This window comes from Streptomyces coeruleorubidus (assembly GCF_028885415.1).
Lineage (GTDB): Bacteria > Actinomycetota > Actinomycetes > Streptomycetales > Streptomycetaceae > Streptomyces > Streptomyces coeruleorubidus_A.
Genome location: NZ_CP118527.1, coordinates 2,163,512 through 2,184,934 on the forward strand (window position 1 = coordinate 2,163,512; position 21,423 = coordinate 2,184,934).

Below are 21,423 nucleotides of genomic sequence, written 5' to 3' on the forward strand. Positions count from 1 at the left end.
TCCCAGCTGATGCTGGAGACGGGGTATCAACATATCTGGCGTTGACTTTTGGCACGCTGTTGAGTTCTCAAGGAACGGTCGCTTCCTTTGTACTCACCCTCTCGGGCTTTCCTCCGGGCGCTTCCCTTCGATCTTGCGTTTCCGACTCTATCAGATCCTTTTCTCGACCCGATTCCCTGTCGGCGGGATTTGCCGGACGGCCTTGGCTTTCGCTCGTCGACCTTTCGACATTCACTACGTTAGCCGATTCACCGTCCAACTCATAATCGAGTCGGTCAGCGCCGAATTCAGGCATGCGGGCACGCCGAATTCGCCCCTGCTGAGGGGAGTAGCTAGGTAGTGGGTTGGCCGCTTCCGGCTGCTGGCGAATGCCGTACCCGGGTCAAGCGGCTCGGGCTACATTACGCATCTTGCGGGGACGCGTCAACTTCGGCGGCGCCTCGGGACATGAGCCCGATAGGGGCTCACCGTCGGGTCGTTGGCGATCCAGAAGCGCCAGGGGTGGATGTCGCCGTTGCCCCCGTCGCCCGCGACTCCGGTGCGTGGGCCGTTGCGTACCTGGTCACGGGGTACGGGCGTGCCCGAGAGGACCTTCAGGGGTGTGGCGTCGGAGGTGCAGGCGTCCGTGCCGTCCAGGGAGCGGTCCACGCCCAGGGCCGTGGCCAGGCGGGCCGGGCCTTTGGCCAGTTCCTTGTCGTTGCGGGCCGAGAGTCGACGGGTGCGGGCCAGCTCGGCGCCCTCGATGATCTCGCCGGCACGGAGCAGGACCGCACTCGCCTTGCCCTCGGGGCCACAGACCAGGTTCATGCAGAACCACATGCCGTAGGTGAAGTAGACGTACACGTGCCCGGGGGGACCGAACATCACGCCGTTGCGGGCCGTGCGGCCGCGATAGGCGTGCGAGCCGGGATCGTCGGCACCGTCGTAGGCCTCGACCTCTGTGAGGCGGAGGGCGATCGGACCGTCCGGGGTGGTGCGTACCAGGATGCGGCCGAGGAGGTCGGGGGCGACATCGAGGACGGGCCGGTCGAAGAACTCCCTGGGCAGGGGCGTACGGTCGGGGGTCGCGATCATGCCCTCCGAGGGTACTGGAGACGGGTGGTGCGGCGGGGTGGCCTCAGGGCGCCGGCCTTGCCAGGGTGAGGGCATGGAACCGGCCACGGCCGGATCGCGTTTGTATGGATCAAGGATCCAGCCGTAGTGGGCGAGAGGGAGAGACATGGCGTTCAAGAAGCTGCTCGCGAGCCTGGGGGCCGGCGGGGCTTCCGTCGAGACCGTGCTGCACGAGGTCAACGTCGTGCCGGGCGGTGTCGTCCAGGGTGAGGTGCGGATTCAGGGCGGGTCCGTGAACCAGCAGATCGAGGGGCTCTCGGTCGGGCTCCAGGCCAAGGTCGAGGTGGAGAGCGGCGACCAGGAGTACAAGCAGGACATCGAATTCACCAAGTCCCGGCTGGGCGGGGCGTTCGAGCTTCAGGCGAACGCGGTGCACGCCGTGCAGTTCGGGCTGGAGATCCCGTGGGAGACGCCGATCACGACGATCGACGGGCAGGAGCTGCGCTCGATGCACATCGGGGTCTCCACGGAGCTGGAGATCGCGCGGGCGGTGGACTCCGGTGACCTGGACCCGATCAACGTGCACCCGCTGCCGGCGCAGAAGGCGATCCTGGACGCGTTCATCCAGCTGGGCTTCCGGTTCAAGAACGCTGACATGGAGCGCGGTGTCATCCGGGGTACGCGGCAGAAGCTGCCGTTCTACCAGGAGATCGAGTTCTACCCGCCGCAGCAGTACCGGGGGCTGAACCAGGTCGAGTTGAGCTTCGTGGCCGACGAGCACGCCATGGACGTGGTGCTCGAGATGGACAAGAAGCCGGGTCTGTTCAGCGAGGGCAGCGACACCTTCCGCTCGTTCCAGGTGGGGCTCAACGACTACCAGGGGACCGACTGGACGGCGTACATCAACCAGTGGCTCTCCGAGGTCGGCAGCAAGCGCAACTGGTTCTAGGGGAGGGCCTAGGCTCGGGATCAACTGCAAGAACCGATCAGGAGGTACCGAGGTGACCGAGCTCAAGCGGCGGCCGCTCCCCCACGACTTCCATCCGCCCGTGCCGTCGTTCACGGTGACGAGCGAGGACGTCCAGGAGGCTGCGACGCTCAAGGACGCTCAGGTCTATGCGGCCGGCAACACCTCGCCGCAGCTGCGGTGGGAGGGCTTCCCGCCCGAGACCAAGAGCTTCGCCGTGACCTGCTACGACCCCGATGCCCCGACGGGCAGCGGGTTCTGGCACTGGGTGCTGTTCGACATCCCGGCGTCGGTGACCGAGCTGCCGGCGGGCGCGGGCGGCGGCAAGTTCGAGGGTCTGCCCGAGAGTGCGGTCCACGCTCGTAACGACTACGGCGGCAAGGAGTTCGGCGGGGCCGCGCCGCCGCCCGGGGACGGGCCGCACCGGTACGTGTTCACGGTGTACGCCGTGGACCAGGAGAAGCTCGGTCCGGACGCGGAGGCTTCGCCGGCCGTGGTGGGCTTCAACCTGCGGTTCCACACGATCGGGCGGGCCCAGCTGATCGGTGAGTACGAGGTGCCCGCCGAAAGCTGAGTGAGCCGCCCGGCGATCCCGGCGTTCACGGAACGTTTGCCCGCTCCTGGTCTTGGAATTGATCAGGAGCGGGCATTTTTGTTGCCGGGGGCCGCGGGGGTCACCCCCTGTGGGAGCAGCAGATATTGCGTTGTCCATCTCGGCGTGCCCGGCCAGAGTTGATCCCAGCCCGCCAGGGGGTGGGCCGGTGCACACGGGAGGTGGGCTGGTATGCGGGACACGCTGGTACTCAACGCGAGCTTCGAGCCGCTGTCGACGGTGACGCTGAACCGAGCCGTCGTTCTGGTGCTTCAGGACAAGGCCGTCGTCGAGCAGGCCCACCCCGAACTGCGGATGCGGGGAGCCGCGGTCGACATACCGGCGCCCCGTGTGATCAGGCTCTGCCAGTACGTACGGGTGCCCTTCCGAAGACGAGCGCCGTGGTCGAGGCGGGGTGTGCTGGTCCGGGACCGGCACCGGTGCGCGTACTGCGGGAGGCGGGCGACGACCGTCGACCACGTGGTGCCGCGGTCGCAGGGGGGTCAGGACACGTGGCTGAACACGGTGGCCTCTTGTGCGCAGGACAATCACCGTAAGGCGAACCGGACTCCGGAGGAGGCGGGGATGCCGCTGCTGCGGCAGCCGTTCGAGCCGACTCCGGCGGACGCGATGCTGCTGGCACTGGGGCAGGACGACTTCGCCGCGCTGCCGGAGTGGCTGGCGCAGCCCGCGGCCTAGCAGTCGTGCGAAGGGGGCCCGCTTCCCTGGGAAGCGGGCCCCCTTCGTGCGTCTCGGTCAGTCGATGGACGGCTTCTCGCGGCGCTCCTGGGCGGGGACGCCGCTTCCGGACGCGCCTGAGTTGCCGCCGGAACCGCCGCCCAGGCCACCGAAGTTGCCCATGGCGCCCGACAGGCCCTTGAGAGCGTCGCCGATCTCGCTGGGCACGATCCAGAGCTTGTTGGCGTCGCCTTCGGCGATCTTGGGGAGCATCTGGAGGTACTGGTAGGAGAGGAGCTTCTGGTCCGGGTCCCCGGCGTGGATGGCCTCGAAGACCGTACGGACAGCCTGGGCCTCGCCCTCGGCGCGCAGTGCGGCCGCCTTGGCCTCACCTTCGGCGCGCAGGATCTGAGACTGCTTCTCACCTTCGGCGCGCAGGATCTCGGACTGCCGGACACCTTCGGCCTGGAGGATCGCGGCGCGCTTGTCACGGTCGGCGCGCATCTGCTTCTCCATCGAGTCCTGGATGGAGGTGGGCGGCTCGATCGCCTTGAGTTCGACGCGGTTGACGCGGATGCCCCACTTGCCGGTGGCCTCGTCGAGGACGCCGCGCAGGGCCGCGTTGATCTCCTCGCGGGAGGTCAGGGTCCGCTCCAGGTCCATGCCACCGATGATGTTGCGGAGCGTGGTGACCGTGAGCTGCTCGATCGCCTGGATGTAGCTGGCGACTTCGTACGTCGCGGCGCGGGCGTCGGTCACCTGGTAGTAGATGACCGTGTCGATGTTGACCACCAGGTTGTCCTGGGTGATCACCGGCTGCGGCGGGAAGGGCACGACCTGTTCGCGCAGATCGATGCGGTTGCGGATGGTGTCGATGAACGGGACGACGATGTTGAGGCCGGCGTTCAGCGTCCGCGTGTAGCGGCCGAAGCGCTCGACGATGGCCGCGCTGGCCTGTGGGATGACTTGGATCGTCTTGATCAGGGCGATGAAGACCAACACCACCAGAATGATCAGGACGATGATGACCGGTTCCATCGTCGTTCCCCGTATCCCTTCTCCGCTTCGGCGCCTTCGGCAGATCTTATGGTTGTCGAAGATCTTGCTGGTCGAGTCTGTCAGACCGTCGCGTAGCTGGCGAGGAGTTCACTCCAGTTACGTCCTTCGAGGTCACATGACGATCGCGGTGGCTCCCTCGATGTCCACGACGTCCACTTCCTGGCCCACTTCGTAAGCGCGGTCGGTGTCGAGGGCGCGAGCCGACCAGACCTCTCCGGCCAGCTTGATGCGGCCGCCGGAGGCGTCGACACGTTCCAGGACGACGGCTTGTCTGCCCTTCAACGCGTCGACACCGGTGGCGAGTTGCGGTCGCTGGGCGCGATGCCGGTTCGCGATGGGCCGTACGACGGCGATGCCCGCGGTCGAGATGACGGCGAAGACGGCGACCTGGGCGACGGCTCCGCCGCCGAAGACGCCGCTGACCACCGCGGCACCGATGGCGCCCACCGCGAGCATGCCGAGTTCGGGCATCGCGGTGACCACGAGCGCGATGCCGAGCGCTGTCGCGCCGATCAGCCACCACAGCCATGCGTCGATTTCCACATGGTCATGGTAGGTCCGACGGCCCTGTCGCCGACAGGGCGCCCAGCGTGTGAAATGCCGTTCTTACTTTGGGATTTGTGGGTCGAGGGGCCGGGTCAGGACAGCGGGAGGCCCTGTGCCGTCCAGCGCTCGCCGGCCTGTTCGACGACGAGTGGGAGGCCGAAGCAGAGGGAGAGGTTGCGGGAGGTGAGTTCGAGCTCCAGCGGGCCGGCGGCGAGGACCTTGCCCTGGCGGATCATGAGGACGTGCGTGAAGCCCGGGGGGATCTCCTCTACGTGGTGGGTGACCATGAGCATCGAGGGGGCGATCGGGTCGCGGGCGAGCCGGCCGAGGCGGCGGACGAGGTCCTCGCGGCCGCCGAGGTCGAGGCCGGCGGCGGGCTCGTCGAGGAGCAGCAGCTCGGGGTCGGTCATCAGGGCGCGGGCGATGAGGGTGCGCTTGCGCTCGCCCTCGGAGAGCGTGCCGAACTTGCGCTCCAGGTACTCGCTCATGCCGAGGCGGTCGAGGAAGGCGCGGGCGCGCTTCTCGTCGATCTCCTCGTAGTCCTCGTGCCAGGTGGCGGTCATGCCGTACGCGGCGGTCAGCACCGTCTCCAGGACCGTCTGGCGCTTGGGGAGCTTGTCGGCCATGGCGATGCCGGCCATGCCGATGCGCGGACGCAGCTCGAAGACGTCGGTGCCGGGCCTGCCGAGGGTCTCACCGAGGATGGCGGCGGTGCCCGAGCTGGGGAAGAGGTAGGTGGAAGCGAGGTTGAGGAGGGTGGTCTTGCCGGCGCCGTTCGGGCCCAGGATGACCCAGCGCTCGCCCTCCTTGACCGACCAGGAGACCTGGTCCACCAGAGCCCGGCCCTCGCGGACCACGGATACGTCCTGAAGCTCCAGAACATCGCTCATGAGCGCGTTGTCTCCCCTTGCAGTGTGGCCGGTCTCGGCTGTCGCGTAAGCCTGTGGCTCGGTCCGCCGCGCCGGTGGGCGCAGCCCTCCATGAAATCTACGCCACCGGTCGGCCCGGACATTCCCTCGGTCCGGTCCTTGGAGGGTCCTAGGGTGGGGCCATGCTCACGGAACCACGCGCTGGACGTCTCGCTGCATGGGGAAATGCCCTTTTGGCCGGACTTGTCTCACCGGATGACGCCGTGCTCGCCATCGTCGGCGAGGACGCGGTGCATCGGGTGGAGGGGCTGCCGGGTGAGTCGGGCCAGGTCGGGCTGACGCTCGCACTGGGGCGGCTACGGACGCTCGGGGTGACCGGGCTGCGGGTGGCGCTGCCCGCGCCGGGGCATCCGCTGGGGCTGAGCGGGCCGCCGGAGTTCAACGCGCGGGCGCTGGAGGCCGAGGAGGCGGTGGTCTGTTACGGGGCCGCCTTCGGGTTGGTGCCGGACGTGTACGAGGCCGGGCCCGAGGGTGTGCACGACGAGGTGGTGTGGCATGTGCTGCCCGTGCGGGAGGCGCCGCCGGCGGATGTGCCGTCGCTGGGTGAGGCGGAGCGGGAACTGGCCGAGGCGCTCAGGGACGCGACCGAAGCGCTGACGCGGCTGGATGTGGCCGGGGCGGGGCCGGTGGCGGAGGCTGCGGTCGATGCGTACCGGGCACGGGCCGAGCGGGGGCGGGAGGTGTTGGCACCCGGGTATCCGCCGCGGGCGGTGCGGGTGCTGGAGTTGGCGCAGCGGGTGGGGACGCTCATCGCCGTGGCGACGGAGAGTGGGCACGGCGGTGCGGTGAGTTCGTCCGAGATCTCTGCTCGGCGGGAGGCGTTGCGGCCGGTGGAGCGGACGGCTCGGCGGGCGCAGGTCGCGGCGTACAACTCCGTTGTGGAGGAGCGGGAGCGGGGGGTGCGGTGACTGGGGGTTGTTCTGGTGCTGAGCGGGGGTGCGGTGCGATGACTGTCGGTTGTGAAGGTGCTCGGCGTCTGCGCTGGGGCCGGGTGGGTGCGCAGCCCGGCGCTGCTAGGTGCCGCTTCTTTGGGAAGGGTGCCGTCCCAAGCGGCACGACTGCCCGCAGCTGAGCGGGACGGGTGCTCGCAAAAAAGCGGACCGGCCTCCCAGGTGTGCTGGGAGGCCGGTGGTACCTCCGGCTCGGAGACGGAGGTGGGGTGTCAGTGGTTGACGGCGTGGTTGTCGAAGGCGGGGTTCAGGACGCCCACGACGTTCACGCTGTTGCCGGACACGTTGACCGGGACGTGCACCGGGGCCTGAACGACGTTGCCCGAGCCGACGCCCGGGGAGCCCACGGCCTGGCCGTCGGCGTGCGCGCTGGTGGCGGAGGCGATGCCCGCGCTCGCGGCCAGCAGGCCACCCGTCACCATCGTCACGGCAGCGGCCTTCTTCAGCTTCTTCACTTCTGAGCCCTCCTTGCGATTGCCGCGGCAGGCGCCGCAGCACGCACTGGAGAACGGCGGAGATCCGCTGGGGATGCGCCATATGGGGGACATTCCCACGACGGTATGAATCTCAGTCCGGAACGGAACCATCCGTGTTGCCGCGGGATGAGCCTGTCAGCCGGTCACACCATGGCGAACGGCCCACAGAGCGGCCTGCGTTCGGTCGGACAGGTCGAGTTTCATCAGGATGTTCGAGACGTGGGTCTTGACGGTCTTCTCGGAGAGGACGAGGGCGCGGGCGATCTCCCGGTTGGAGCGGCCGTCCGCTATCAGGCCGAGCACCTCGCGCTCCCGCTCCGTGAGCGAACCGGCCCGGCCGGGGCCCGAGTTGGCCTCCTCCTGGGACAGCAGGGCGTCGGCGACCTCCGGCTGGAGCAGGATGTGCCCGGCGTGGACGGAGCGGATGGCTCCGGCGAGGGCGTCGGGGTCGACGTCCTTGTAGACGTAGCCGGCGGCGCCGGCGCGCAGGGCCGGAACCACGGTGCGCTGCTCGGTGAAGCTGGTGACGATCAGCACGCGCGCGGGGTTGTCCAGTTCGCGGAGTCTGCGCAGGGCGTCGACGCCGTCCATGCCCGGCATCTTGACGTCCATGAGGATGACGTCGGGCCGCAGTTCCTCCGCGCGGTCGACTCCTTCGGCGCCGTCCGCCGCCTCGCCCACGACCTCGATGTCGTCCTGTACCTCGAGGAAGGTGCGCAGGCCCCGGCGGACGACCTGGTGGTCGTCGACGAGCAGCACCTTGATTGCGTCAGCCACCGGGGACCTCCATCTCGATCGTGGTGCCCTTGCCGGGCGCCGATTCCACGGTCAGCGTGCCGCCGGCGCCGCTCGCCCGGTCCCGCATCGAGACCAGGCCCAGATGGCGCCCCGCGTGGCGGACGGCGCTCGGGTCGAAGCCGCTGCCGTCGTCCGTGACCCGCAGGACGGCTCCGCTGCCGCGGCGGTCCAGGGTCACGTCCACGTGGTCGGCGCCGGAGTGGCGCAGGGCGTTGTGCAGGGCCTCCTGGGCGACGCGCAGGACGGCCTCCTCCTGGGAGGCGGGCAGGGCCTTCACACCGCGGCCGGCGAAGGTGACGCGGGCGGAGTGGGCACGGTCGAGGACCTGGACCTGCGTCCGGAGGGTGGCCACGAGGCCGTCCTCGTCGAGGGCGGCGGGGCGCAACTCGACGACGGCGGCGCGCAGTTCGTCGGCGGCCTCGGCGGCGAGGGCTGCCACCTGCTGGAGTTCGCCCTTGGCGCGGGAGGGGTCCCGGTCCACCAGGCGGGCCGCGGCCTGGGCGGTCAGGCGGAGGGAGAAGAGCTTCTGGCTGACCGCGTCGTGCAGTTCGTGGGCGAGGCGGGAGCGCTCCTCGGCGATGGTGAGTTCGCGGCTGCGCTCGTAGAGGCGGGCGTTGGTGAGGGCGATCGCCGCGTGCTGGGCGAGGATGCCGAGCAGTTCCTCGTCGTCCGCCGTGAAGCCGCAACCGCCTTCGGGTTTCGGGCACGGGGGGTGTTCCCCCACAGGACGCAGCTTGTTCGCCAGGAACAGGGCGCCGATGACCTCGTCGCCGTCGCGGATGGGCAGGCCCAGGAAGTCGACCAGGTCGGGGTGGGCGCTCGGCCAGCCCTCGAAGCGGGGGTCCTTGCGGACGTCGGCGAGGCGCTCGGTCCTGGCCTCGTGCAGCATCGAGGCGAGGATGCCGTGCTGGCGCGGGAGCGGGCCGATGGCCTTCCACTGCTCCTCGCTGACGCCGTCGACGACGAACTGGGCGAAGCCGCCGTGGTCGTCGGGGACGCCGAGCGCGGCGTACTGCGCGTCGAGCAGCTCGCGGGCCGAGGCGACGATCGTCTTGAGGACGTCGCGCACCTCGAGATGCCTGCTCATGGCCAGCAACGCGGAGCTCACCGCGGCGAGGCCGGACCGTGGACCGTGGCTCATGACCTCACGGTACCGGCGGGCTGTGACAGCGCGGCTCGGACCGGTGGCGGTGGGCGCCCGGTCCGGTGGACCTAGGTCGCGGGGCGGATGGGATCGGCCGGCGGGGCGTAGGACCCGGGGGCGGGCCGGGGGCGTAGGGCGAAGGGACCCGGTGATCTGCGGCCCGCGTCCGAGGCGATCGGGGTGGTCCCGTTCCTACGTTGAGTGCACGATCACGACGAGGGAGCCGATCATGCCGGTTGCGATCATCACGGGGGCCTCGAAGGGCCTGGGCCGGGCTCTCGCGCAGGCCCTGGCCGGGCGGGGCTGGGACCTGGTGCTCGACGCCAGGGGCGCCGAGGCCCTGACGGAAGCGGCAGAGGCCGTCTCCGCGCACGGCACGCGCGTGACCGCCCTGCCCGGGGACGTCACGGACGCCGCGCACCGAGCGGCACTGGTGTCGGCGGCTTGGCGGCTCGGCGGCGTCGACCTGCTGGTGCACAACGCGAGCGCGCTGGGCGCCGAGCCGCTGGTGCGGCTGGAGGAGTTGCCCCTGGAGGGGCTGCGGCGGGCGCTGGAGGTGAACCTGGTGGCCGGGCTGGGCCTGGTCCAGGAGGCGCTGCCGCTGCTGCGGGCCTCGCGGGCGGGCAGCGTCGTGGCGGTCAGTTCGGACGCGGCCGCCGAGGCGTACGAGACCTGGGGCGGCTACGGGGCCTCCAAGGCGGCGCTGGACCATCTGGTGGCGGTGCTCGCCGTGGAGGAGCCGGGGCTGCGGGTCTGGGCGGTGGATCCCGGGGACATGGCCACGGACCTGTACGCGGCGGCCGTACCGGACGATCCCGATCCGCGGCCGGAGCCGGCGACTGCGGTGCCGGGGTTCCTGCGGCTGCTGGACGAGCGGCCGGCGAGCGGGCGGTACGGGGCTCGGGCTCTGGTGGACGGGGTCCGATGACGCCGGCCGTGCGGATACCGGCGGAGTTGTCGGCCCGGGTGCCGGTCGAGCAGCGCGGGCCCGGGCTGGACCGGGACGCCGTGCGGATGCTGGTGTCCAGGGGCGTCGAGGTGGCGCATCACACGTTCACGGAGCTGCCGCGGCTGCTGCGGGCCGGGGATCTGCTCGTGATCAACACCTCCGCCACACTGGCGGCGGCCGTGGACGGGTGGATCGGGCACGCGCGCGTGGTGGTGCATTTCTCCACGCGCGGCGACGACGGCCGCTGGGCGGTGGAGCTGCGGGAGCCGGACGGGCGGGGCACCACGCGCGCGCGTGCGGGAGGGCCCGTGGGTACGGAGGTGGGCCTGCCCGGGGGTGTACGGCTGGTTCTGGACCAGCCGCTGAGTGGGCGGAGCGAGCGACTGTGGTGGGCCCGGGTGTCCGGGCCCGGGGTGCCGGGGCTGCTGCGGGAGCACGGGCGGCCCATTCGCTACGCCTACACGGAGCGGGACCAGCCGCTGTCCGTCTACCAGACGGTGTTCGCGGTGCCGTCTGTGGACGGGGCGGGCAGTGCGGAGATGCCGAGTGCGGCGCGGCCCTTCACGGCGCGGCTGGTGACGGTGCTGGTGAGCCGGGGGGTGCAGTTCGCGCCGGTCACGCTGCACGCGGGCGTGGCGTCGGCGGAGGCGCACGAGCCGCCGTATCCGGAGCGCTTCGTGGTGCCCGAGGCGTCGGCGCGGCTGATCAACGCCGCGAAGGCCGGTGGAGGCCGGGTCGTGGCGGTCGGGACGACGGCGGTGCGGGCCGTGGAGTCGGCGGTGGGCGGCGACGGGGTCGTACACGGGCGTGCGGGGTGGACGGATCTCGTCGTCACACCGGAGCGTGGGGTGCGGGTGGTGGACGGGCTGCTGACCGGGCTGCACGCGCCGGAGGCCTCGCATCTGCTGATGCTGGAGGCGGTCGCGGGGCGGGAGGCGATCGAGCGTGGCTACGGGGCTGCGCTCCAGGACCGCTACCTGTGGCACGAGTTCGGGGACGTGCACCTCGTCCTGCCGTGAAGGCCCCTCACACAGAGCATCGCTTGTGCAACGCGTGGTGAGAACGTATGCCGCCGGGTGTGAGCCCGCGCATAGGACGCACGTCACGTACGAAAGGGCGTAGGAGACAAACCCCCACCTTTTGAGCGGCGCATACACTCCAATCTGCACCGATTTGCCCCTCCCTGATCCACTATCGGGCATCGTACGTCACACCTTTGCCACGCCATTTTGCGGCCGCTAAGAATTGCTGGCGTCGCTCAGCGCCGTGGGTTCTCCCCCGCGGCGTTCGTGTCGGAAACACACCCGTCCAACGCCGGACGCCGAGCGACTCCCGCGCTATTCGAAGAGGTCCACACCACCATGCCCAAGAACATCTTCAGCCGTGGCCGTAGTCGTACCCTGACCCGTCACCACAAGATCGCCATGGCGGGTGTCGCCACCCTCGGCGCCGCCGCCATCGGTTTGTCCGCGGTGCCGAGCGGTGCGTCGACCAAGACCACGACCGAGGCCGCTCAGCCGGTTGCGGTGGCGTTCAGCACCGAGCAGATCAAGGACGTCAAGGCCAGCGTCACCGACCAGATGGCCAGTGCCACGGTGAAGGCGGAGCAGATCGCGGCGAAGAAGAAGGCCGACGCCGCTGCCGCCGCCAAGAAGAAGGCCGCCGCCGAGGCGGCGAAGAAGAAGGCCGAGGCCGCGCGCAAGGCCAAGGAGGCCGCGAGCCGGGACGCCAAGCGCGCCGAGGTCAAGAAGGCCGCGAAGACCTACCCGAACAACCTCGACGGCTGGATCCGCGAGTCGCTCGACGTCATGAAGAAGCACGGCATCCCCGGCTCCTACGACGGCATCAAGCGCAACATCATCCGGGAGTCCTCGGGTAACCCGAAGGCGATCAACAACTGGGACATCAACGCCATCAACGGCGTCCCGTCGAAGGGCCTGCTCCAGGTCATCCCGCCGACCTTCAAGGCCTACCACGTCCCCGGCACCTCCTGGGACATCTACAACCCGGTCGCCAACATCACCGCCGCCTGCAACTACGCGGCCGACAAGTACGGCTCCATGGACAACGTCTTCGGCGCGTACTGAGGCCGGCGCGGACCTCTGCTCGCTGGACCGAACGCCGAAGGGCGGCACTCTCCTGACGGAGTGCCGCCCTTCGGGCGTCGTGAAGCGTGACTACTCGCGCACGACTACTTGCGCATGACCTCGGGCTCGTGACGGCGCAGGAAGCGGGCCACGAAGAATCCGCAGATCACGCCGAGGGCGAGGAGCGCGCCCATGTCCATGGCCCAGGCCCCGACCGTGTGCTCCCACAGCGGGTCGGTGTCGCCGGCCGTCTCGGGCGGGCTGATCTTGTTGAAGTCCAGCGTGGCACCGGAGGCGGCGACCGCCCAGCGCGACGGCATCAGGAACGAGAACTGGTTGACGCCGATCGAGCCGTGCAGCGTGAACAGGCAGCCCGTGAAGACGACCTGGATGATGGCGAACATCACCAGCAGCGGCATGGTCTTCTCGGCGGTCTTCACCAGCGACGAGATGATCAGGCCGAACATCATCGAGGTGAAGCCGAGGGCCATGATCGGCACGGACAGCTCCAGCAGCGTGGCGCTGCCGAAGACCAGGCCCTCCTCGGGGATCTCCCGGCTGGAGAAGCCGATGACGCCGACCAGCAGGCCCTGCAGCACGGTGATCATGCCGAGCACGAACACCTTCGACATCAGATACGCCGAGCGCGACAGGCCGGTCGCGCGCTCCCGCTCGTAGATGACCCGTTCCTTGATCAGCTCGCGGACCGAGTTCGCCGCGCCCGCGAAGCAGGCACCGACCGCGAGGATCAGCAGGACCGTGGTGGCCGTGCCGTTCGGGATGATGCGGCCGGTCTGCGGGTTGGGCGGGTTGGGCAGCAGGCCCCGGTCCGCGTCGATGAGCAGGCTCACCGCGCCGAGCACGGCCGGCAGGATCACCATCAGGGCCAGGAAGCCCCTGTCGGACACGATCACCGAGACGTAGCGCCGCACCAGCGTGACGAACTGGGACATCCAGCCCTGCGGCTTCGGCGGCTTCATCGCCTGCATCGGCGCAACCTGTACGGACTGCGGCGCTACGGCGTCGATGTCCGCGGCGTACATCTGGTAGTGCTGCGAGCCCTTCCAGCGGCCCGCCCAGTCGTAGTCGCGGTAGTTCTCGAAGGCGGAGAAGACATCGGCCCAGGTGTCGTAGCCGAAGAAGTTCAGCGCCTCCTCCGGCGGGCCGAAGTACGCCACCGCGCCGCCGGGCGCCATCACCAGCAGCTTGTCGCACAGCGCCAGCTCGGCCACTGAGTGGGTGACGACGAGGACCGTACGGCCGTCGTCCGCCAGGCCGCGCAGCAGCTGCATGACGTCGCGGTCCATGCCCGGGTCGAGGCCGGAGGTCGGCTCGTCCAGGAAGATCAGCGACGGCTTGGTGAGCAGCTCCAGGGCCACGGAGACGCGCTTGCGCTGGCCACCGGAGAGGGAGGTGACCTTCTTCTCCTTGTGGATGTCCAGCTTCAGCTCGCGCAGCACCTCGTCGATACGGGCGTCGCGCTCGGCGGCCGTGGTGTCGGCCGGGAAGCGGAGCTTGGCCGCGTACTTGAGGGCCTTCTTGACGGTCAGTTCCTTGTGCAGGATGTCGTCCTGCGGGACCAGACCGATGCGCTGGCGCAGCTCGGCGAACTGCTTGTAGAGGTTGCGGTTGTCGTAGAGGACTTCGCCCTGGTCGGCGGGCCGGTACCCCGTGAGCGCCTTCAGCAGCGTGGACTTGCCGGAACCGGACGGGCCGATGACCGCGATCAGCGACTTCTCGGGGACGCCGAAGGAGACGTCCTTGAGGATCTGCTTGCCGCCGTCGACCGTGACGGTCAGGTGGCGGGCGGAGAAGGACACCTCACCGGTGTCGACGAACTCCTCCAGTCGGTCGCCGACGATCCGGAACGTCGAGTGGCCGACGCCGACGACGTCGGTCGGGCCGAGCAGCTGCGTGCCGCCCTTGGGGATCGGCTGGCCGTTGACGTACGTGCCGTTGTGCGAGCCCAGGTCGCGGATCTCCATGCGGCCGTCGGGCGTCGAGTGGAACTCGGCGTGGTGCCGGGAGACCTGGAGGTCGGAGACGACCAGTTCGTTCTCCAGGGCACGGCCGATGCGCATCACGCGGCCGAGGGAGAACTGGTGGAACGTGGTCGGGCTGCGGTCGCCGTAGACCGGCGGCGCCCCCGCGACGCCGCCGGGGCCCTGCTGCGGCGGGATGTGCGCCGCGGGCTGCTGCTGCGGCTGCTGCCAGCCGGCCTGGGCCTGCTGCTGCGGGGCCTGGGGCTGCTGGTGGGGCGCCTGCTGGTACGGCGCCTGCTGGGCGGGCGCCTGCTGGGCCCAGCCGGGGCTCGCGCCCTGCGCGGCGTACGGCTGCTGCTGGGGATGGGCCTGCGGCGTGGCGACGGAGGCGGCGGCGCCGGAGAGGTTCAGGCGCGGCCCGTCGGTCGCGTTGCCCAGATGCACCGCCGATCCCGGGCCGAGCTCCATCTGATGGATGCGCTGCCCCTGCACGAACGTGCCGTTGGTGCTGCCGTGGTCCTCGATGACCCAACTGCGGCCGTTGAAGCTGACCGTGGCGTGACGCCAGGAGACCCTGGCGTCGTCGAAGACGACGTCCCCCTGCGGATCACGTCCGAGGGTGTATGCCCTGGACGGATCGAGCGTCCAGGTACGTCCGTTTGATTCCAGTACGAGTTCCGGCACTCCATGCCCCACTGAGTTGTCCCCCGAGTTATCCCCCGACATGGGGAGTCTAGGGATGTCGAACATCGGGTGGAACTATTTCAGGAGCGGTCGCCTGACTGAAAGTCGGGCCTTGTGAAGACCGCGTACGGACGCATCAGCGGATTACGTTGACGGGGTTGAAAACGGGCCGGAGAGTGGTATTTCGACGCGAGGGGGGCATGCGCGGTGTTCCCGCCGCGTAGCGGATCGGGGGGTCTGCCATGGGTGCCGGTACAGGTGTCGAGACGGCGAGGGACGGCGCGCATGTGCCGTGGGGGGACGTGCTGATGTCCGCCGTCGTCGCCGTGAGCTGGGCGTTGATCGGGATGGCGGGTACGGCGGCGCTGGGCCTGCGGCTGCTGGAGGCGGACGCGGCGGGCTCGTTGGGGCCGATGACCGCGGCGGTGGTGGCACTTGGGGCGGGTGGTTCGGTCACGCCCGCCGGTGATGTGTCGGCGTTCGGTCTGACGGGCGCGGAGGCGGACACGGCCATCGAGATCACGCCACTGGGGGTGAGCCTGGTCGGGGCGGTGCTGCTGTCGTACTTCTTCCTACGGTCCTTGCGGGCGGCGGGAGTTGTGATATCACCGGCCGAACTCCTCGCGCGTGCGGGCGCGGTGGTCGCGCTGTTCCTCGCGATGCTGGGCGGGCTGGCCTGGGCGGGGCACGACGTCATCACGATCGACGGCGGCGCGCTCGGCCTCGACGACCTGACCGGGGGCGGCGGCGTGGAGATCCCCGGGCTCGGGGACGTCGGGGACATCGGCGGGCTGCTGCCGGACCGCATCGGCGACCTGGTCGACGCGCAGGCGGCGGTCGGCTTCACGGTCGACACCGCGCCCACTCTGCTCGGCGGGCTCGGCTGGTCGGCCGGGGTCCTCCTCATCGCCCTGCTGGCCTCGCGCCGCACACCGCTGCCGCGGGGCTGGGAGGCCGTGCACCGGGTCGTGCGGCCCGCCGTTTCCGCGGTGGTGACCGTGCTGCTGGTGGCGGTGGCGGCGGGGCTCGCCGCGGTGGCGTACGCGGCGACCGGTGACGACCATCCCCGGCGCATCGCCGGCGCGGCGCTGCTCGGGGCGCCGAACGGGGTGTGGCTGGGCGTTCCGATCGGCCTGCTCGTGCCGTGGGACGGCCGGGCGACGGGTGAACTGACCCGTCTCCTGCCTGACCCCCTGGACGACCTGCTCGCGGTCCGCTCCGACCAGCCGGTGACGCTGGGGCGGCTGGCCGAGCTGGACGGGCGGGTGTGGCTGCTGGGCGTGGCGGCGGCGCTGTTGATGCTGTCGGCGGGGGTGTTGACGGCGGCACGGACGCCGGTGGGCGGCGTGTCAGGGGGGCCTGGTCCTGGGGCCGTACGGGGTTCGGGTGCCCTCGGTTTCGCGGGGCGGTGTGCGCTGCGGCTGGGGGTCGCGACCGCGCTCGCCCTGCCGCTGCTCGTCTGGCTGACGGACGTGTCCGTGACCGCCTCCCTGTCCGTGCTCGGCTTCGACGCGTTCGGCGCGGGCATCGAACTGCACGGGCACCTCGGCATGGCCTTGTTGCTGGGTGCGGTGTGGGGTGCTGGGGCCGGGACGGTGGGGGCGTTGCTCGCGTGGGCGAGCGGGGCGGCGGGGCGGTCGGCGACGGCGTTGGCTCGGGGGATGGGGTGGCGAGGGGCGGTGTGTCTGGGGCTGGTGTGTCTGGGGCCGGTGTGTCTGGGGCTGGTGGAGCGGGGAGCCGGTCGGAGGCTGGGTGGGCTGGGTACGGGCAGGGGGTCGGTACGGGCCAGGCCGGATACGACGCCACCGCCGGGCAAGCAGGGCCAGGGGCCGCCACGGGCCAGGCCGGACACGACGCCGGCGCCGGGCGGTCCAGGGGCTGGGGCGGGGCTCGCGCCGGGCGGGCGTCGTCGTACGGGGAGGAAGGCGGGCCTTACGCGCCCGGAGTGCCGTACCGGCCGCCGAACCCGGCCACCAATCCGTACCTCCGGATGCCGGACGAGCTGGGGGAACCGGAGGACGCGCGACCTCTCGGAGAGGCAGGGCCGTCCGATGGACCGCTGGGGCGCGGCCGGCAGGCCGGTGAGGATCGGCAACGAGGGGAGAGTCGGCGGCCGCCGGGCGAGGCCCCACGCCCCGGCGAGCCCAGGCCACCGCACGAAGCCCGCTCGGGCAGTGACCCGGCTGCGCACCGGGACGGTGACGTGTACGGCGCGCCCACGGTGGCGCGGCCGGTCGGGCCGCCGCCGCGTGGCCCCCGGCAGCCGCCCGGCCCGAAGGGTGGGAACCGGCCGCCGGCCCGGCCGGACGACGGGCCGCTGCCTCCCCCGCCACCTCCTCCCCCGCCGCCGCGGAAACCGCCTGGCGGGAAGTAAGTCCCCGCGGGGCCGGGGACGCGATCCCCGAGGGACGCAAGGTTCGCGCCACCCGCGCGACACCTACTGTTCGCTGTCCGCCAGACGGACCTCACGGGCGGTACGACCTGCCTGCCGGATACGGTGGAACCACCATGAGCGCTTCGCAGACCTCGTCCTCCGACGTCCCCACCCTCCTTGTCAAGATCTTCGGCAAGGACAGCCCGGGCATCACGGCCGGCCTCTTCGACACCCTCGCCGCCTACTCCGTCGACGTCGTCGACATCGAGCAGGTCGTCACCCGTGGCCGAATGGTGCTGTGCGCGCTCGTGACCGAGCCGCCCCAGGGGCTCGAGGGCGATCTGCGGGCGACCGTCCACAGCTGGGCCGAGTCGATGAAGATGCAGGCGGAGATCATCTCCGGCCTCGGCGACAACCGGCCGCGCGGGCTGGGCCGCTCCCTGGTCACCGTGCTCGGGCACCCGCTCACCGCCGAGGCGACGGCTGCGGTCGCCGCGCGGATCACGAAGACCGGCGGCAACATCGACCGTATCTTCCGGCTCGCCAAGTACCCCGTGACCGCCGTCGAGTTCGCCGTGTCCGGCGTGGAGACCGAGCCGCTGCGCACCGCCCTGGCGCCCGACGCTGCGAAGCTCGGCATCGACGTGGCGGTCGTCGCCGCCGGTCTGTACCGGCGCGCGCAGCGCCTGGTCGTCATGGACGTCGACTCGACGCTCATCCAGGACGAGGTCATCGAGCTGTTCGCCGCGCACGCCGGCTGCGAGGACCAGGTCGCCGAGGTGACGGCGGCCGCGATGCGCGGTGAGCTGGACTTCGAGCAGTCCCTGCACGCGCGCGTGGCGCTGCTGGAGGGGCTCGACGCCTCGGTCGTGGACAAGGTGCGCAGCGAGGTGCGGCTGACGCCGGGCGCCCGCACCCTGATCCGTACGCTGAAGCGGCTCGGCTACCAAGTCGGCGTCGTATCCGGCGGTTTCACCCAGGTCACCGACGATCTCAAGGAACGGCTCGGGCTGGACTTCGCCCAGGCCAACACGCTGGAGATCGTCGACGGGAAGCTGACGGGCAAGGTCACGGGCGAGATCGTCGACCGGGCCGGCAAGGCCCGGCTGCTGCGCCGGTTCGCCGCCGAGGCGGGCGTGCCGCTGTCGCAGACCGTGGCGATCGGTGACGGCGCCAACGACCTGGACATGCTGAACGCGGCCGGTCTGGGCGTCGCCTTCAACGCCAAGCCGGTGGTGCGCCAGGCCGCGCACACCGCGGTGAACTTCCCCTTCCTGGACACCGTGCTGTACCTGCTGGGCATCACGCGCGAAGAGGTCGAGGCGGCGGACACCCTCGACACGGCCTGAAGCTGCGACGCGGCCTGAGCCGGCCAGGAGAGCCCGGCACCGCACCGGTGCCGGGCTCCGGTCACGCGGAGTCGGTCACTCGGTCGGCGCCCAGTAGTCCAGCAGCGTGGCCACGCCCGGCTCCAGGCTCTTCCACGAGCCGGTGAAGGACACAATGGCGAAGGCGGCGGCCGGGAAGCCGCGGCGGCTCATCCGGTCGCGGGCGTCGCCCTCGGCCGTGCCCGCCAGGATGTCGGCGAGGCCCTGGACGGCCGGGTTGTGGCCGACCACGAGGACGTTCTGCGCGTCGTCGGGGGTCTCGTTGAGCACGGCGATCAGTTCGCCCGGCGAGGCCTCGTAGATCCGCTCCTCGTAGATGGTTTTCGGCCGCTGCGGGAACTCCTGGACGGCGAGCTTCCAGGTCTCCCGGGTCCGGACCGCGGTGGAGCACAGGGCCAGGTCGAAGGGGATGCCGGTGTCGGCCAGCCTGCGCCCGGCCTCCGCCGCTTCTTTTCGGCCCCGGTCAGCGAGCGGACGCTCATGATCGCTCACCTGTGGCCAGTCGGCTTTCGCATGGCGGAAGAGGACAATCCTGCGGGATTCTGCGACGCTCATAAGATCCAGCTTCGCACGAAACAGGCCATGGGGCGCAGGGAGTTGACCACCGGCTTCGGCCGTGCCTCAGCGGGCTATCAGCTGCTGGACCCGCTCGAAGAGGTGGGTGATCACGGGATCACCGGTGGCCGCCTGGGCGTCGGACGGGTTCAGGATCAGCACGAGCAGCGCGACGAAGGCGAGCGTGGGCAGGGCGAGGGCCCACCAGGGCAGCCGGCTGTCTGCGCCGGCCCGGGTCGCAGGGTGGGGCCGGGTGTGCGTAGGAGCCGGCATGGGTGCCTCCGCTCTTCGAATGGTCCGTGGCCCGCGTCTCGCGGTCACATCTCGAAGTTACGGAATCAGCGGCCGCCAACCCATCCGGTGATCCACCCACTCGACCCTGAGCCTCGCCCCCTAGGGGACAGGGGGGCTAACCCCACCATGGGCCGGGCGAGGGCCGGTCATGGCGAGGCGATGGTCGCGATGACGGCGATGACGATGAAGATCGCGAAGAAGGCGCCGAACACGAGCAGCATCTTCTTCTGACCGTGCTGGGGATTCGGGTCGAGCACTGGCATGGGGCAAGTCTCGCACCCGCCCCGGGCGCCTGACGCCCGGGGGCCCCAAGCCCCCGGGGCCGGGCTCAGCGGGCCGCCTCGTCCTCCACCGTGCGGTCCCGGCCCGCCAGGAATCCGACCGCCATCTGCGGGATCATCAGGGCGCTCATCAGCGCGATCGGCAGGCCCCAGCCGCCGCTGTGCTGGTAGAGGACGCCCACCAGGAGCGGACCCGGGATGGAGATCAGGTAACCGGTACTCTGTGCGAACGCCGACAGCTGGGCCACGCCCGGGCCGGTCCTGGCCCGCATGCCGACCATGGTGAGGGCGAGCGGGAAGGCACAGTTGGCGACGCCGAGCAGCACGGCCCAGGCCCAGGCGCCGGCGGCCGGCGCGAGGTACAGCCCGGCGTAGCCGGCGAGGCCGCAGACGCCCAGGGCGAGCACGATCGGGCCCTGCTGCGGCAGCCGCGTGGCCAGACGCGGTATGACGAAGGCCAGGGGCACGCCCATCACCATGGTGACCGCGAGCAGCAGCCCCGCGGTGCCGGCGGGCACACCCGCGTCCCGGAAGATCTGCGCCATCCAGCCCATGGTGATGTAGGCGGCGGTGGCCTGGAGCCCGAAGAAGACGGCCAGGGCCCAGGCGGTACGGCTCCCGGTGATCCGTAGCCGCGGAGCCTCCCCGGGGGCGGATCCGGTGGGAGCCGAGTCCGGCGTCTCCCGATCCCGCGCCGACCGGTCGCCGTCGCCCTCCGGGCCCACGGCCCGCTTCCCGGGCCCGGCCGCGACTCCGGACCGCTCCCCCAGCCCGGTATCCGTGCCCGCGGTCCGCTCCTCCGCCCCGGTCTCCGTCCTCCACGTTCGCTCTCCCGGCCCGGTCTCCTCGCCCCGGCTCAGCTCCCCCGACCCGGCCGCGACTCCGGTCCGTCCCCCTGGCCCGGACGCCGCCGTACCCGTCGCACGGCCCCGTACGAACGGCAGCCACGGCAGGACCGCCGCCACGGCCAGCCCGGACCACAGGGCCAGGCCCGACTGCCAGCTGCCGCCCAGGGCGTCGGTCAGGGGCACCGTGACCGCCGCGGCGAGGGCGGTGCCCAGGGCGAGTGCCATGGAGTACAGGCCGGTCATGGAGCCGACGCGGTCGGGGAACCAGTGCTTGACGATGACCGGCATCAGGACGTTGCTGACCGCGATGCCCATGAGGGCGAGGGCGGTGGCGGCCAGGAAGCCGGCCGTGCCGCCGGCGTACGGCCGGATCGCCAGGCCGGCGGCGATGGCGGCCATGCCGGCGCACACCACGGCGCCGGCTCCGAAGCGGCGGGCGAGCCGCGGGGCCATGACGCCGAAGACGGCGAAACACAGCGGCGGCACGGAGGTGAGCAGCCCGGCCACGCTGCCGCTCATGCCGAGCCCGTCGCGGACCTCCTCCAGGAGGGCGCCGAGGCTGGTGATGGCGGGACGGAGGTTCAGCGCGGACAGCACGATGCCGAGGACGAGCAACCGCGTCGTCCACGCGCGCGTGGACGTACCGCCGGGTTCCCGGGCCTCGTGCGCGGCCGAGCTGCGTACGGTCGGGGGCGTCATCGTCCGGGTTTCCTCGCTAGCCATGGGGCCCATCATAGAATCATGGGATGATTTACTGTCCAGTCCGTCTCATCCCCGGCTGCCCTGCGG

General features: G+C 70.9%; 20 protein-coding genes and 1 pseudogene. 9 read left to right on the plus strand and 12 right to left on the minus strand.

Going from position 1 to position 21,423, the window contains the following annotated elements:
• Positions 1-423: 423 nt before the first annotated feature.
• Positions 424-1,074 (minus strand): DNA-3-methyladenine glycosylase, encoded by a 651-nt coding sequence (locus tag PV963_RS10060; protein ID WP_274815302.1) that lies wholly within the window; start codon positions 1,072-1,074, stop codon positions 424-426.
• A 145-nt stretch (positions 1,075-1,219) separates the two neighbouring features.
• Between PV963_RS10060 and PV963_RS10065 the strand changes: the two genes are divergently transcribed.
• The 3 genes from PV963_RS10065 (at position 1,220) to PV963_RS10075 (ending at position 3,311) form a co-directional block, all read left to right on the plus strand.
• Positions 1,220-2,002, plus strand: coding sequence for a sporulation protein (locus PV963_RS10065; protein WP_274815303.1), 783 nt, complete (start codon positions 1,220-1,222; stop codon positions 2,000-2,002).
• 52 nt (positions 2,003-2,054) lie between these two features.
• A complete protein-coding gene (locus PV963_RS10070; RefSeq protein WP_274815304.1) occupies positions 2,055-2,594 on the plus strand; it encodes a YbhB/YbcL family Raf kinase inhibitor-like protein in 540 nt (179 codons plus the stop codon).
• Positions 2,595-2,804: 210 nt separating this feature from the next.
• Positions 2,805-3,311, plus strand: coding sequence for an HNH endonuclease (locus PV963_RS10075; protein ID WP_274815305.1), 507 nt, complete (start codon positions 2,805-2,807; stop codon positions 3,309-3,311).
• Between the two features lie 57 nt (positions 3,312-3,368).
• Here PV963_RS10075 and PV963_RS10080 read toward each other — a convergent pair whose 3' ends face one another.
• The 3 genes from PV963_RS10080 to PV963_RS10090 all read right to left on the minus strand — a co-directional run bounded on the left by PV963_RS10080 (position 3,369) and on the right by PV963_RS10090 (position 5,785).
• Positions 3,369-4,328 (minus strand): SPFH domain-containing protein, encoded by a 960-nt coding sequence (locus PV963_RS10080; protein WP_184982239.1) that lies wholly within the window; start codon positions 4,326-4,328, stop codon positions 3,369-3,371.
• Between the two features lie 132 nt (positions 4,329-4,460).
• A complete protein-coding gene (locus PV963_RS10085; protein WP_274815306.1) occupies positions 4,461-4,892 on the minus strand; it encodes an NfeD family protein in 432 nt (143 codons plus the stop codon).
• Between the two features lie 95 nt (positions 4,893-4,987).
• Positions 4,988-5,785 carry an ABC transporter ATP-binding protein gene (locus tag PV963_RS10090; RefSeq protein WP_274815307.1) on the minus strand — a complete coding sequence of 266 codons (798 nt, stop codon included), beginning with the start codon at positions 5,783-5,785 and terminating at the stop codon, positions 4,988-4,990.
• Positions 5,786-5,946: 161 nt separating this feature from the next.
• Here PV963_RS10090 and PV963_RS10095 point away from each other — a divergent pair, with 161 nt between their 5' ends.
• A complete protein-coding gene (locus tag PV963_RS10095; RefSeq protein ID WP_274815308.1) occupies positions 5,947-6,732 on the plus strand; it encodes a hypothetical protein in 786 nt (261 codons plus the stop codon).
• 254 nt (positions 6,733-6,986) lie between these two features.
• Here the strand turns inward: PV963_RS10095 and PV963_RS10100 are convergent, their stop codons facing one another.
• The 3 genes from PV963_RS10100 to PV963_RS10110 all read right to left on the minus strand — a co-directional run bounded on the left by PV963_RS10100 (position 6,987) and on the right by PV963_RS10110 (position 9,189).
• Entirely contained in the window at positions 6,987-7,229 is a 243-nt protein-coding gene (locus tag PV963_RS10100; protein WP_274815309.1) for a chaplin, read from the minus strand.
• A gap of 156 nt (positions 7,230-7,385) precedes the next feature.
• The gene (locus PV963_RS10105; protein WP_274815310.1) at positions 7,386-8,027 is read right to left on the minus strand and encodes a response regulator; all 642 of its coding nucleotides are present in this window, start codon (positions 8,025-8,027) and stop codon (positions 7,386-7,388) included.
• Positions 8,020-9,189: a GAF domain-containing sensor histidine kinase gene (locus PV963_RS10110; protein WP_274815311.1), complete on the minus strand. Its 1,170-nt coding sequence runs from the start codon at positions 9,187-9,189 to the stop codon at positions 8,020-8,022. Before PV963_RS10110 ends, PV963_RS10105 begins: the two co-directional genes overlap by 8 nt.
• 232 nt (positions 9,190-9,421) lie before the next feature.
• Here PV963_RS10110 and PV963_RS10115 point away from each other — a divergent pair, with 232 nt between their 5' ends.
• From PV963_RS10115 to PV963_RS10125, 3 genes are all read left to right on the plus strand, one after another.
• Entirely contained in the window at positions 9,422-10,120 is a 699-nt protein-coding gene (locus PV963_RS10115; RefSeq protein ID WP_274815312.1) for an SDR family NAD(P)-dependent oxidoreductase, read from the plus strand.
• Positions 10,117-11,160, plus strand: a complete 1,044-nt coding sequence (locus tag PV963_RS10120) for an S-adenosylmethionine:tRNA ribosyltransferase-isomerase (protein ID WP_274815313.1) — start codon at positions 10,117-10,119, stop codon at positions 11,158-11,160. Before PV963_RS10115 ends, PV963_RS10120 begins: the two co-directional genes overlap by 4 nt.
• A gap of 342 nt (positions 11,161-11,502) precedes the next feature.
• Positions 11,503-12,228: a transglycosylase SLT domain-containing protein gene (locus PV963_RS10125; protein WP_274815314.1), complete on the plus strand. Its 726-nt coding sequence runs from the start codon at positions 11,503-11,505 to the stop codon at positions 12,226-12,228.
• 104 nt (positions 12,229-12,332) lie between these two features.
• Here the strand turns inward: PV963_RS10125 and PV963_RS10130 are convergent, their stop codons facing one another.
• Complete coding sequence (locus PV963_RS10130; protein WP_274815315.1) at positions 12,333-14,894, minus strand: FHA domain-containing protein; 2,562 nt, start codon at positions 14,892-14,894, stop codon at positions 12,333-12,335.
• Positions 14,895-15,136: 242 nt separating this feature from the next.
• On the opposite strand from PV963_RS10130, the pseudogene PV963_RS10135 reads away from it, so the two are divergent.
• Positions 15,137-17,268, plus strand: a pseudogene (locus PV963_RS10135) (streptophobe family protein).
• 134 nt (positions 17,269-17,402) lie between these two features.
• Positions 17,403-18,617: a phosphoserine phosphatase SerB gene (gene serB / locus PV963_RS10140; protein ID WP_274815316.1), complete on the plus strand. Its 1,215-nt coding sequence runs from the start codon at positions 17,403-17,405 to the stop codon at positions 18,615-18,617.
• A 75-nt stretch (positions 18,618-18,692) separates the two neighbouring features.
• Here the strand turns inward: serB and PV963_RS10145 are convergent, their stop codons facing one another.
• From PV963_RS10145 to PV963_RS10160, 4 genes are all read right to left on the minus strand, one after another.
• Positions 18,693-19,211, minus strand: a complete 519-nt coding sequence (locus PV963_RS10145) for a SixA phosphatase family protein (RefSeq protein WP_274815317.1) — start codon at positions 19,209-19,211, stop codon at positions 18,693-18,695.
• 66 nt (positions 19,212-19,277) lie between these two features.
• Positions 19,278-19,484, minus strand: coding sequence for a hypothetical protein (locus PV963_RS10150; RefSeq protein ID WP_274815318.1), 207 nt, complete (start codon positions 19,482-19,484; stop codon positions 19,278-19,280).
• 167 nt (positions 19,485-19,651) lie between these two features.
• The gene (locus PV963_RS10155) at positions 19,652-19,768 is read right to left on the minus strand and encodes an SGM_5486 family transporter-associated protein (RefSeq protein WP_097215821.1); all 117 of its coding nucleotides are present in this window, start codon (positions 19,766-19,768) and stop codon (positions 19,652-19,654) included.
• A 65-nt stretch (positions 19,769-19,833) separates the two neighbouring features.
• The gene (locus PV963_RS10160; RefSeq protein WP_425540883.1) at positions 19,834-21,357 is read right to left on the minus strand and encodes an MFS transporter; all 1,524 of its coding nucleotides are present in this window, start codon (positions 21,355-21,357) and stop codon (positions 19,834-19,836) included.
• Positions 21,358-21,423: the final 66 nt, after the last annotated feature.

Bases quoted from the DNA above. Each gene is read 5' to 3' on its own strand.
- PV963_RS10155 (WP_097215821.1), bottom strand. From the start codon at position 19,768: ATGCCAGTGCTCGACCCGAATCCCCAGCACGGTCAGAAGAAGATGCTG.
- PV963_RS10095 (WP_274815308.1), top strand. From the start codon at position 5,947: ATGCTCACGGAACCACGCGCTGGACGTCTCGCTGCATGGGGAAATGCC.
- PV963_RS10120 (WP_274815313.1), top strand. From the start codon at position 10,117: ATGACGCCGGCCGTGCGGATACCGGCGGAGTTGTCGGCCCGGGTGCCG.
- PV963_RS10090 (WP_274815307.1), bottom strand. From the start codon at position 5,785: ATGAGCGATGTTCTGGAGCTTCAGGACGTATCCGTGGTCCGCGAGGGC.
- PV963_RS10110 (WP_274815311.1), bottom strand. From the start codon at position 9,189: ATGAGCCACGGTCCACGGTCCGGCCTCGCCGCGGTGAGCTCCGCGTTG.
- PV963_RS10145 (WP_274815317.1), bottom strand. From the start codon at position 19,211: ATGAGCGTCGCAGAATCCCGCAGGATTGTCCTCTTCCGCCATGCGAAA.
- PV963_RS10080 (WP_184982239.1), bottom strand. From the start codon at position 4,328: ATGGAACCGGTCATCATCGTCCTGATCATTCTGGTGGTGTTGGTCTTC.
- PV963_RS10150 (WP_274815318.1), bottom strand. From the start codon at position 19,484: ATGCCGGCTCCTACGCACACCCGGCCCCACCCTGCGACCCGGGCCGGC.
- PV963_RS10065 (WP_274815303.1), top strand. From the start codon at position 1,220: ATGGCGTTCAAGAAGCTGCTCGCGAGCCTGGGGGCCGGCGGGGCTTCC.
- PV963_RS10075 (WP_274815305.1), top strand. From the start codon at position 2,805: ATGCGGGACACGCTGGTACTCAACGCGAGCTTCGAGCCGCTGTCGACG.
- PV963_RS10160 (WP_425540883.1), bottom strand. From the start codon at position 21,357: ATGGCTAGCGAGGAAACCCGGACGATGACGCCCCCGACCGTACGCAGC.
- PV963_RS10115 (WP_274815312.1), top strand. From the start codon at position 9,422: ATGCCGGTTGCGATCATCACGGGGGCCTCGAAGGGCCTGGGCCGGGCT.
- serB (WP_274815316.1), top strand. From the start codon at position 17,403: ATGAGCGCTTCGCAGACCTCGTCCTCCGACGTCCCCACCCTCCTTGTC.
- PV963_RS10060 (WP_274815302.1), bottom strand. From the start codon at position 1,074: ATGATCGCGACCCCCGACCGTACGCCCCTGCCCAGGGAGTTCTTCGAC.
- PV963_RS10125 (WP_274815314.1), top strand. From the start codon at position 11,503: ATGCCCAAGAACATCTTCAGCCGTGGCCGTAGTCGTACCCTGACCCGT.